This is a genomic window from Streptomyces sp. NPDC001492 (assembly GCF_053597275.1).
In genome coordinates this window covers 24,632-35,022 of record NZ_JBSFHW010000072.1, presented here as the reverse complement: position 1 = coordinate 35,022, position 10,391 = coordinate 24,632, and the positions used below count along the sequence as shown (strand labels likewise).

General features: G+C 71.0%; 13 protein-coding genes. 2 read left to right on the top strand and 11 right to left on the bottom strand.

Annotated features, from left to right (window positions below; all coding sequences use genetic code 11):
• Positions 1 to 694: 694 nt before the first annotated feature.
• Positions 695 to 1,261 (bottom strand): Uma2 family endonuclease, encoded by a 567-nt coding sequence (locus ACWC1K_RS47265; RefSeq protein ID WP_450840045.1) that lies wholly within the window; start codon positions 1,259 to 1,261, stop codon positions 695 to 697.
• A 372-nt stretch (positions 1,262 to 1,633) separates the two neighbouring features.
• Between ACWC1K_RS47265 and ACWC1K_RS47260 the strand changes: the two genes are divergently transcribed.
• Positions 1,634 to 2,011, top strand: coding sequence for a hypothetical protein (locus tag ACWC1K_RS47260; RefSeq protein ID WP_450840043.1), 378 nt, complete (start codon positions 1,634 to 1,636; stop codon positions 2,009 to 2,011).
• A 554-nt stretch (positions 2,012 to 2,565) separates the two neighbouring features.
• On the opposite strand, the gene ACWC1K_RS47255 is transcribed toward ACWC1K_RS47260, so the two are convergent.
• Together ACWC1K_RS47255 and ACWC1K_RS47250 are read right to left on the bottom strand one after the other, a co-directional pair.
• Positions 2,566 to 2,793, bottom strand: a complete 228-nt coding sequence (locus tag ACWC1K_RS47255; protein WP_450840042.1) for a hypothetical protein — start codon at positions 2,791 to 2,793, stop codon at positions 2,566 to 2,568.
• Positions 2,794 to 2,823: 30 nt separating this feature from the next.
• On the bottom strand, positions 2,824 to 3,060 hold the full coding sequence (locus ACWC1K_RS47250) for a hypothetical protein (protein ID WP_450840040.1): 237 nt from the start codon (positions 3,058 to 3,060) through the stop codon (positions 2,824 to 2,826).
• A 74-nt stretch (positions 3,061 to 3,134) separates the two neighbouring features.
• On the opposite strand from ACWC1K_RS47250, the gene ACWC1K_RS47245 reads away from it, so the two are divergent.
• The gene (locus ACWC1K_RS47245) at positions 3,135 to 4,016 is read left to right on the top strand and encodes an ATP-dependent DNA ligase (protein WP_450840039.1); all 882 of its coding nucleotides are present in this window, start codon (positions 3,135 to 3,137) and stop codon (positions 4,014 to 4,016) included.
• Positions 4,017 to 4,371: 355 nt separating this feature from the next.
• Here ACWC1K_RS47245 and ACWC1K_RS47240 read toward each other — a convergent pair whose 3' ends face one another.
• The 8 genes from ACWC1K_RS47240 to ACWC1K_RS47205 form a co-directional block, all read right to left on the bottom strand.
• Entirely contained in the window at positions 4,372 to 4,509 is a 138-nt protein-coding gene (locus ACWC1K_RS47240) for a hypothetical protein (protein ID WP_450840038.1), read from the bottom strand.
• A gap of 610 nt (positions 4,510 to 5,119) precedes the next feature.
• On the bottom strand, positions 5,120 to 5,902 hold the full coding sequence (locus tag ACWC1K_RS47235; RefSeq protein WP_450840037.1) for an aminoglycoside phosphotransferase: 783 nt from the start codon (positions 5,900 to 5,902) through the stop codon (positions 5,120 to 5,122).
• Positions 5,903 to 5,972: 70 nt separating this feature from the next.
• Positions 5,973 to 6,110: a hypothetical protein gene (locus ACWC1K_RS47230; protein ID WP_450840036.1), complete on the bottom strand. Its 138-nt coding sequence runs from the start codon at positions 6,108 to 6,110 to the stop codon at positions 5,973 to 5,975.
• A complete protein-coding gene (locus ACWC1K_RS47225) occupies positions 6,107 to 7,225 on the bottom strand; it encodes a radical SAM protein (protein WP_450840035.1) in 1,119 nt (372 codons plus the stop codon). Before ACWC1K_RS47225 ends, ACWC1K_RS47230 begins: the two co-directional genes overlap by 4 nt.
• A 164-nt stretch (positions 7,226 to 7,389) precedes the next feature.
• Complete coding sequence (locus ACWC1K_RS47220; protein ID WP_450840033.1) at positions 7,390 to 8,127, bottom strand: hypothetical protein; 738 nt, start codon at positions 8,125 to 8,127, stop codon at positions 7,390 to 7,392.
• 103 nt (positions 8,128 to 8,230) lie between these two features.
• Positions 8,231 to 9,067: a hypothetical protein gene (locus tag ACWC1K_RS47215; protein WP_450840031.1), complete on the bottom strand. Its 837-nt coding sequence runs from the start codon at positions 9,065 to 9,067 to the stop codon at positions 8,231 to 8,233.
• Positions 9,045 to 9,701 carry an ATP-binding protein gene (locus ACWC1K_RS47210; RefSeq protein ID WP_450840029.1) on the bottom strand — a complete coding sequence of 219 codons (657 nt, stop codon included), beginning with the start codon at positions 9,699 to 9,701 and terminating at the stop codon, positions 9,045 to 9,047. The genes ACWC1K_RS47215 and ACWC1K_RS47210 overlap by 23 nt, the downstream gene beginning before the upstream one ends.
• On the bottom strand, positions 9,698 to 10,216 hold the full coding sequence (locus tag ACWC1K_RS47205) for a hypothetical protein (protein WP_450840027.1): 519 nt from the start codon (positions 10,214 to 10,216) through the stop codon (positions 9,698 to 9,700). Before ACWC1K_RS47205 ends, ACWC1K_RS47210 begins: the two co-directional genes overlap by 4 nt.
• Between the last annotated feature and the right edge of the window lie 175 nt (positions 10,217 to 10,391).

Here is a 10,391-nt window from a genome sequence, read left to right as displayed (position 1 = left end):
CGCCCCCGCCGGCACCAAGGTGCAGGGTGCTGGCGGGGAGTTGAGAGTTCCAGGCTCCGGGGCTTCAAGGATTCGAAGGATCTTGGTGGCTCAGGTCCGGTTGCCGACGTATTTGGTGGTGTCGCACGCGACTCGGCTGATGCCCTTGAAATGTACGCACACCGTCACGCCCGTGCCCTGCTGGAAGCTCGACCATGTGTAGCTGAGGGTTCCGCCCACCCGCGTGGCTGTGTGGCTCGTGACGGACCTCCTGCCGTCGAGGGTCAGCCACACCGTCCGGCGCGTGACGGACTTCGGGGGGTTCGCCCAGAAGCCTGTAACCGAATTCCACCCATTTCGACCCTCCAGCCGGATGCACACCTGGGGGCCTGACCAACTGTGGGTGCAGGCGCTGGAATCGGCGGCGGCCGGAGTGGCGGCGGAGATGCTGCAGGCGAGAGCGAATGCTGCACAGAGGGACATGAGTCGTTTCATGTGATGCCCAACCGCGCACCAGGCCAGGGCGGATGTGCGCCGAATGGGTGATCTGTCGGGATGTGTGCTGAACGGCTCGGGTCCGGCCGGTCTCCACCGGCCCGTGGCCGCGGGGCCACGGAGCGGTGCACGAGGCACGCCGGCCATCCGACGGCGGCGAGCATGCTCATCACGGTGCCGGCGTTCCTCGAGCACCCGGCGCCGGGGATGGGCGCGCGTCCTACTGCTGAGCGATACCCGCCGGGTCGATGCCGAAGGGGAACGGCTCGTCGGTCTTGGTGACGGTGCCGGGCAGGGCGGTGGCGTGCTCGATGTAGCGGCCGGCGGCGAGGCGCATCATGATCAGGCGGGGGGCCGGGGCGAACTCCATGCGCCAGTAGTGGGGGATGCCCGCGCGGGCGTATGTGGCCGGCTTAACGGTGCGGTCCATCTGCGCGTTGCCCGGGCTGACCAGCTCAACGACCAGTTGCACCGCTTCGGCATCGACACTGACGGCGTCCTCGGCGGTAGAGCCAGCGTCCGCGACGACGATATCGGGCACGAACAGCCCGTCGGGCGTGATCATGTTGATTGCTTCCAGCACCTCGACGGGTGCGCCCGCAGCCTGGATCGCCGCGTCTATCGCGACGTGGAGACGGAAGGATGCCCGCTGATGGCGTAGGCCGGGTGCGGGCGACATGATCAGCGACTCTCCCAGGAGCTCGAACCGGTACCGGCGGTCCTCGGGCAGGCTCAGGACCTGGTCGACGGTCCACGGGCCGGCGTGATCGGCCATGGCGACGCTCATGGGTCCTCCCTTCCTCATACGGCCGGACTCCCACCAGTGTGGACCGTCGAGAGCCTCGATGTCTCCCTCCGCTGGCCGCTGCGGTGCACGCCTCCGGGGTTTCCGGCCGCGGCGTCCGCATCGTGTACCGATCAGACCGGCCGGGTACGGCCAGTAACAGGACGGGCCGGCGCGCAGGCCTGCGGCTGTCTGTCCGGAAACGAGGTGGTCGCCGTGGTCTCGCATCAAAGTCCGTGTCTGGGTCCCGGCTGCACCAACAAGGTGCCCGGTCCGGGTCCCGGCGGCGGGCGGCCGCGGAAGTACTGCAGCGAGCGGTGCCGTGCCCGTTCACGCCGGTTCGACGCTCGGGTGCAACGGGGCCTTGAGGCGCGCGTGGACCGTGTGGACGCGATGGTGACGGAGCGGCACGCGGTGCGGGCGGCGGCGTACCAGGTGGCTCGGGCGGCCCGCGTCCTGGCCGCGGAGCTCGACGCTGAGGACGCGCGGCCGGACTGGGAGCAGACCGACTGGACGCTGTCCGCGGAGCGGCGGCACCGGCCCGGCGCCCACTACACCCGGGCCGCCCTCGACATCGTCGCCGCGGCGGGCGAGCTCCTGGCGGCCGCGGTAGCCGCCGACCGCGCGGCGGGGGACGGCTGGCACGAGATCGGCCGGCCGCTCGGCGTGAGTCCCGACACGGCGGCCCGCCGCTACCGCCCTCGCCGGTCCGCACCTGCAGACGACAACCTCGCCGGGCCCACTACCGCCTGAGTTGGCCTCAGCCCCCGACAGCCCGCCACGACGATGCCCGCGGTCGGCCGATCAGGCGCGCGTATGCCTCGCTCAGCCACTCCCCGGGCACCGACCATGCCTCCTCATGCTCTGGCGGCACACGCGTGCACGCGGCGGCCGCCGACACGACATCACCCCAGGTCAACCGGGCGCTTGTCGCGTATCCGCGAAAAGCGTCACCACGGCGGCTCTTCCTGCAGTTCCTTTCGGATCGACCGTCGGATGCGCCACTCCCACAGGGACACCACGCCGACCGGCACGGGATCATCCGGACGGGGCCGTCGGTGTCGTGCGGGTGACGGCGGCGGTGCGGGCGGCGCGTACCCACAGAGGGTCATCCCGCAGCACGTACAGCGCGGGAGGTCTTCCTCCGGCTTGCGGTGGCGGCCGGGGCCTGCGTGGTGATCCATACGGTGCCCAACGACCAAACGGCCGTGACGCGACCGGCCTTTCTGCAGGGGAGGTCCAACGGCACCGCCCGGCTGTGTCACGGGTTCATGATCTTGCCGCACGGCCAGGGCGCTCGGGCTGCGCTATCGGTGCCACGGTCCGGAGGCTTCACCGTTCTCCCAGTTGAGAACGAGACGTTGACCATCCGGGGACACCTCGTCGATGCGTACGGTCACGTCGCTGCCGGCCGTGGCGTACAGGCCAACCCATTCGTCCCACCGTTCGCGGGCGGTTCGATCAAGCGTCCACTCTCCGATGACGGCGGGGCCGCCGGGAGTGAAGCGCAGCGTCACGACGTACGCCACGGTCATCGGGCCTCCTCCATTCCGTCGTAGTGGTCCTTACGCGGTGTCCGTGGTCGGCGCGTGACGAACCGCTTTCTTCACGTCCATCTCGACGGTGACCCGGTCCGTCCCCTCCGCCTTCGCGTAGGCCGTCACTGCGGCGTGGAACGCGGCGGCGGCTTCGACCCATGGTGCCCAGGCCTCGCCGCTGTACGGCTGCCCCTTGACGGCGTCGTGGGCTGCGACGGCGGCACGTTCCGCGCTGATCAGGTCATCGAACGAAATAGCGGTCACGTCGGCACCTTACGTCGGCACTCGGGGCTGTCTCGTGCCGAGCGACTCGCAGCGACCGGGCGCACGATCGAATCATGCAGGTGCCCGTTCGCGTCGCCCTCGCGCAGGCGGCGCCCGTCCTGCCCGTGGGCGCCGGGTGGTGGTATGAGCCCAAGTTCGACGGGCACCGAGCCGTGCTCCTGCGGGATCGGGAGACCGTGACGTTGCAGTCCCGGTCCGGGCGCATCGTCACCGCACAGTGGATGGATGTGGCCCTGGCCGGCATGGCGCTGATGCCGGGAACCGGGCTGGACGGGGAATTGGTGGTCTGGAACGCCGGCCGCCTGGACTGGAGCGCGGTGCAGTCGCGGGCCGCCTCGACGCCGGCGCGGGCCCGGCGGCTGGCTGAGGAACTGCCGGCCTCGTACGCGGTCTGGGACTGCATCGATCACCCGGTGCACGGGGACGTCCGGGGGCGGCCGTACGTCGAGCGGCGCGCGCTGCTCCTGGACGTGCTTGCCGATATCGGCCCGCCGATTCAGGCCGTGCCCGCATCCGACGACATCACGACGGCGTTGGACTGGTACAACTCCCTGCGCTCGATCGGGCTTGAGGGTGTGGTGGCCAAGCGCGGGAGCTCCGCCTACCGGCCGTCGAGGATCTGGGTGAAGGTGCGGCACACTGAGCCCGTTGACGCCGTGGTGGTGGGCTTCACCGGGTCCCGGTCGCGGCCGCGGGCTCTTGTCGTCGAGCTGCCCGACGGCCGCCGTGCGATGTCACAGCGGCTGACAGCTCAGCTGTCCGCCGCGGCGGCTGCGCTGTTTCCGGAGGGGGCGGAACCCCGACCGATGACCGAGACGGACCACGGCGAGCGGTACACCCCGGTCGCTGGAGGCCTCGTCGCGGAAGTGCTCGCGGGCAGCACACGGCATCGCGTCGTCACTGTCACACGGCTGCGACCTGCGGAAAAAGACTAGCCACGGCTTCTTCGGCGATGTTTCTACGACAGAACGAACCGCAGCGAAGTTTTAAGAGTTACCGATGCAGTTGATTTAACGCGTCCAAATCTTTCGCAACCACAAGAACCACAGTTGCTTCGCAGCGACGTTTTTTACGGCCGAGGGAAGTTACGACTCTCGAAGCCAAAAAACCAACAGCAGCAAAATAACGCGACGTGCTACGATGTTTCACAGACGACATGATGTCGTTCTAACAGTCCACATGAAAGAGCCCCACGCTTGTCGGTGAGTACGCACGTGGGGCTCAGCGGTGGGACTTGACGGGCCCGCCCTTGGCCGAGGGTTAGGGCCCGTCCGTCTCTTCAGCCGCAGGTCACCAGATCTTCAGGGCGTAATAGACGACCTCGAAGATGGCGCCCACGATCCGGGCCACATCTGCGGCCCGGTGAAGGAACGTAGTCCGCACCGGTTCCGGGCCCCCTTCATGGGGACCGTTTCCGGTGATCTTCACCTTTCACCTCCTCTCTGCGGGTGACACCACGTGGTCGCCACCTGAACAGCGGAAGAGGCAATGTCAAGAAGAATAACACTACGGTCTCGCCGCGCGGCAAGCGATTAACCAGCGGGCCGTTTAAACCTCATCGCCAGGGGCCCGAAAAGGTCGAATCTCCCGCTTCCATTTCCCGCAATGGGCCAGGGGCTCCGAGGAAATGCGCAGCTCAGTGGCCACCCGCGCATCACTCGACACCGAGACTTAGACTCGAACATGTGAACGAATATCCTGCGGAGCCTGTGCAGTCGCGGCCCTGGAGGTCGGAGGACGGCCCGCCGCCGGTGGTGTGGACATGGTCAGCCGCAGACCGGCCCGCGCTGTGGGTGTGGTCCCGGGGTGCCTGGCGGTGGGCGCCCGTGATGGCCCGCCAGGACTGGCCGGACGGGCGGACGGCGTATCAGGTGGTCCTAGATCCGGACGGCTCGACGCTGGCTGTGTGGCGTATGTACCTGTGGCCGCAGGCGGGTTTGCGGGTGGCGCACCGCAGCACCGTCACTCCGTCTAGGGGGCCGCTCGGCGGCGGCGAGATGCCGGCGCCGACGCAGCGGACTCGGGCAGGCACACTCCGTCAGCGGTGAGCGCTCCAACTGCGGGCGGCGTCCAGCATTCCGCGCACCCAGGGGTCCGTCTCGCCGTTGGCGATCTGCTTCCACACGCTGACGGTGGCGCGGGCGAACGCGTTGAGGCTCCGTGCTGGCGCGGTGTGCCAGGCCGGGACGCGCGCGGCCCACTGCTCGGCCTGGGCGGGCGTGTGGCCGCAGTTGATGAGCCAGACCACCCACAGGGCGGCATCGATCCAGGCGGCGCCTCGGGAGGCCCATGCCCAGTCGACGACCAGGGTCCGGCCGTCGGCGACCAGAACGTTGGTGGGGAACCAGTCGGTGTGACACAGGCTGCCGCCGGCGAACAGCTCCGGGGTGTCGGTGTGCGCCTTCATGCGGTCCGGCATGGTGCGGGCGATGCTGTCGGGCGCCTGGATGGTGCCGAGACGGCCGATCACGTCGGCGACCAGCAGCAGGTCTGCAGAGCCGGGCGTGTAGTCGGCGTGGCGGCCGGCGACGTCCTCGAACGCGAGGAGATCCCAGCCGCCTGCCTGGATCCGCCACAGCAGCGCCGGGGCGATGCCCCGCACGTGCGGGTTGACGTCGGCCTCCGCCTGCTGCGTCCACACCCGGCGGTGCTCCCGCTGCAGGCCCTTGACGAACATGGTCGCCTCTGCGGTGTGGATGCGGGCGGCGATCGTGCTGTTGAGGCCCGCGGTGAGGGTTTCCGCTTTGAGGACGGGCCCGGCCTGGGTCTCGATCAGGGCCAGGACGTCGGCGGGAACCTCGGTCAGGCGCACGGTCGGCATGGGGTCACCCTTCCATACAGGGCGGTGCCCCTGGCGTGGGATGCGCCAGGGGCACCGGATCGAGTGGGGGTCAGTTGTACGGGTTGTCGTCGCCGCAGCCCGGGAGGGTGCCGGCGGCTGCGGTGAGGGTCTCGACGTCCTCGATGATGACGATTTCGTCGGTCTCCTCGGTCCGGGTGGGGCCGAGTTCGAGCATGATCGCGGTCATGATGCCTCCGGTTGTCCGTGCTGGCAGTAGTGGTGCAGTGGTGCCTCCGCCTTTTGGAAGACCTTCGCCATCGGCCGGCAGACCCGGCACGTAGCCGAGAGTTTGCAGCCGGTGCAGCCTCCGGTGCGGAGCATGAGGGACTCGGCGATGTCGCCGAGTCGGGCGAGTCCCTGAACGCCTTCGGCGATCAGGTCGACGTTCGGCTTGCGGCCGACCTTGCAGATCGAGGCCCGGCCGAACGGGTCGGCGTGGAAGAAGGTGACGCCGGCGGGGCAGCCGGTGAACGGCTGCCGGTGGGTTAGGTGTTGGGGAGACTGGGAGGGCAGCGGCTCGGCCGTGCCGTGGATCGTCGGGGAGATGTTCGCGTACTCGCGGTACGGCAGTCCGAGGCTCGTCGCCCAGGCCCTCATGTCGTCGGCCTCGTGCGCGTTCTGCCGCGTGATGATCAGGGACAGGTCGAGGTTCAGGCCGGCGTCGATCGCCCTGCGCAGGCCTCGGGAGAACCGGCTGAAGGCGCCTCGGTTGCGGGTCACCGCGTCGTACGTGGCGGCCGTCGCGCCGTACACGCTCAGCGACATTTTCGACGGCGGCAACTGGGCGAGCAGCGCCAGGACGTGATCCTTGTGCAGCCGGGAGCCGTTGGAGAGCACCTCCAGCTGCATGCCCAGCTCGTGCGCGTACCGGTAGGCCTCGGGGAAATCGGGGTCGATCAGCGGCTCACCGCCGGTGATCTGGAGCCAGATCACCCCGGCCTCGGCCATCACCTCCAGCAGCAGCCGCTTGCCGACCGTGTCGAGGCCCTCGAACCGCTTCTCTCCGAGGTAGCACATCACGCAGTCGTAGTCACAGCCCAGGTTGATTTCCCAGGTGGCCCGGCTGATCTCGTACGGGCCCGGGGCGCGGACCAGGACCACGGCGGCAGCCGGCTGGCCCGCGAGGTCGAGACCCCACGCGCGGCGGGCCGCGTCGACCAGCCACCCGGGGACCGCATCGCCGTCCGCCACAGCGGCGTGCAGCTGCTCGAACTTGCCAGCCGGGATCTTCACGGCCTTCGCGCTGCCCGTCCGCAGGACCAGGTGATCGGCCTTGAACCCTGTCGCGATCAGAGAGTGCACGGTGCCTCCTGGGCTTCGTCGGGCCCGGCCGGGGCGGGTGGAGCAACGAGGCTGCCCCGGCCGGGTTCGTGTGGTCCCCGCCCGGGGAGAGGTGGGCGGGGACCGTGGCCCGGATACGGGGGCGTCCGGGCCGTCCCGCCGTTCTGGCGGCGGGAGTTGAGGGGCTATGCGCCGGGTGTGACCGGCTCGGGCCGCTTGGCGAGGGTGCGGGCGCGGGTGGCGTCGGAGATCGCATCCAACGGCGTGATGCCGGCTACCAGGCGGCGCATGATCTGCTGCCGCCACTCGGTGGGCAGCGCGTCGAGCCGGGTGCGCAGGTCGTGCCCGAGGTGGGTCGGTGACCCGTGCGCCGTGTCGCCGGCGGTGCGCTCCGCGGCCTCCGACAGCACGGTGTCCAGGCCGGTGGGGCCCAGGGCCGGGGCGACGGGCGGGATGTGGCCGGGCAGGGAGCGCAGGAGCCGGGTGGCCGTCGACGTGGGGGGCGTGAGTCGTGTCAGCACGCTGGCCTGCTGGTGCGGGCTGAGCCGCTGGTAGGTGGTGACGTGGGCGGCGGCCAGTCGTACGGCCCGGCGCCGGTCCGCGCTGCCGGGATACCGGTCGGGCTCCACGATGCCGGCGAAGTGCACGGCCTCGTCCATGATCGGGGCGAGGCGGGCGACGCCGTCCTGGGCCAGGCCGGCCGCGCCGTAGCGCGCCAGGTCCTCGGCGGCGACCTGCAGCCCGTACAGGTCGGCCCGGTCGAGCCGGGGCAGCGTCTGCCACTGCCCGGCAAGAGCCTGCTGCAGGTGGTTGGGCGTGGCCTGGACGGCCTCCAGTACCTCGACGGCCGGGCGTTGCTCCCACAGCTCCATGACCTGCAGCGCGTCGGCTACGGCGGTCATCGGGTCGGCGGCGGTGTCCAAGGTGGGTCTCCAGTGGTCGGTGGGGGTGGTGGTGCCCCCGCCTGCCGGGGGACGGGCGGGGGCACCGCGGTGCAGGTCCGCGACGGGGGCGCGGGCCTGCTGGTCAGGCGAGCACGGGGTGTTCGCGGTCGAGGTCCGTGCCGCGCAGCTGTGGCGCGGGCAGCGCCAGGGCCAGGCACGGGCAGCCGTCTTCGGCGCCGGTTCCGGCAGCCTCGCGTACGGCGGCCGCGGTGACGGGATCGACCAGAGCAGACGGGTGATGGGCAGTGCAGGACAGCGGCGCGACGTGCACGGACGCCTGCAGGCCGTCGAGGACGCTCACCACGGCGACCTCGCCGGGGTGTTCGGTGGCCGCGGCCGCGACCAGCGCGCGGGCGGTCTCGGCGAGTTCAGCGATCCTCGGCAACGGGACCCCCCAAGAGCTCAGCGATAACCCCGTGTTGAAGGCGGCCCGGTCGGGGGCGTCGGGGTCGGTGGTGAGGTAGTGGTGGGTGACCGCGCGTCGGCGCGGGGTCGTCGGCCCGCGCACGCCCAAGTTCACGTGCGCGTAGTACAGCCGGCCGCCGGCGTGCTGCCGGGATCCCCCGCCGGACTCGTCCACCGGCTCCTCGTACAGCCGGAGCTCGGCCATGTGATCGGGCGCGGGCTCGGCGGCCGGGGCCGCGCACACCGTGGCGCGGCCGCCCTCCAGCGTCACCGTGACGGCGACGAATGCGGGGGCCGCCTCCAGCTCGACGTACCCGGCGAACTCAACGGCGAGATCGCCCAGGTGGTCGGCCTGGTACGGGGCGGCGCCCCACTCCTCGTAGGCGCTGCTCACACACGCGTACAGCTGGTCGCCCATGGTGGGGGTCACGGGTAGCGTCCAGCGCATGAGCGTGCCGGGGGCCGCGGTCGTGGGGGCGCCGATGGCGGGGTCACGAGTGGCTGCGGGGTACATCGGTGGAGTCCTCGGGGTGGTGGGGGGATGCGGTGCCGTCCTGCGTGGGGGCGTGGTCATCGGCCGACGTGCCGCGCTGGGCGGGAATGTGCCGGGGCGGAAGCTGGAGGCAGGCCCAGACGGCGGTGCCGCGTCCGGCAGGCACCGCCCCGTACCGGCTGGCCAGGGCCTCGACGAGAGCAAGCCCACGACCGTGCTCGTCGTCCTCGCCGGCCTGCCGGGCCTCGACCGGGCAGCGGGGGCCCTGGTCGATCACGGCCACCCACACGTCACTGGGCGTCAGGAGCAGGGCGACGGTGAGGGCCTCACCCGGGGCGTGTGCCACGGCGTTGGTGGCGAGCTCCGAGACGATCAGTGCCAGGTCGGGCGCGATGCCGCGGGTGATGTGCCACAGGCGGCACGTGTCAGCCACCAGCGCGCGGGCCTTCCGGGGCGTGTGGTCGGACCGGCCGGACAGCTGCCACGTCTCGCGCAGACACGGCGTCGAGGGCCTCGGCGACGGAGTACGGGGCGGGCAGGCCAGGCCGTACGGCGGCACGGGCCGTAGCCCGCGCGGGAGGTCGCGCTGCAGCTCTCGCCAGACGACCTCGCGGGGATCGGTCCGGCTGCTGCCCTGCGTGGGGTAGGCGGTCACGTCTGCTGTCCCTCCCTGGGGTGGTCGTGCAGCGTTCGGAGCCGACGCACCCGACGGGCGAGGGCCACACCGACCGCCTCGGCGAGTGCGTCGCCGTCGGTCACCTCGGGGGCCTGGAGACTGGGCGCCGGCGGATACAGCCAGAACCGGCCGTCGACGTGCAGCCCGTTCACGGCGCTCACGGACGGGGCCGGGCAGCGCATGCGGGCACCCGCCACACAGCGCGTGGTCGGCAGCGCGGGCCAGCTGGCCGCAGTACGGCGGGGCACGATGACCTCGACACAGGCCCGCGGAATGTTGACCAGGACCGGGCCGCACGGAATCTCCCGCTCAGCGAGAGCTGTGCGGGTCTCTGCCCAGGTGCTCGACAGGATGCGGACCACGTCCACACCCGCTATCCGCACCGGCAGCGTCCGCCGGACCGACCACGCGGCCCGCAGCAGCACTCCGGGCGGGGTGCCCGGCCGCCAGGCCTCCAAGTCGGATGCCCGGCGCAGGAGTTCCGCCGCGCTCACCACGTGCCCCCGGTCCGCTCATGGTCCGGACAGACGAGGACGGGGTAGCCCAACCGGCCCGCCCCGTCCGGCCCGCTGCGCACGTAGGCCATGCCGCCGGGGCGTAAGGAGTCCGTGCGCATACAGCGGGCGCAGGCACGCCCGCGGAGCTTTTGATCCTGCTCGTGCGTCATCT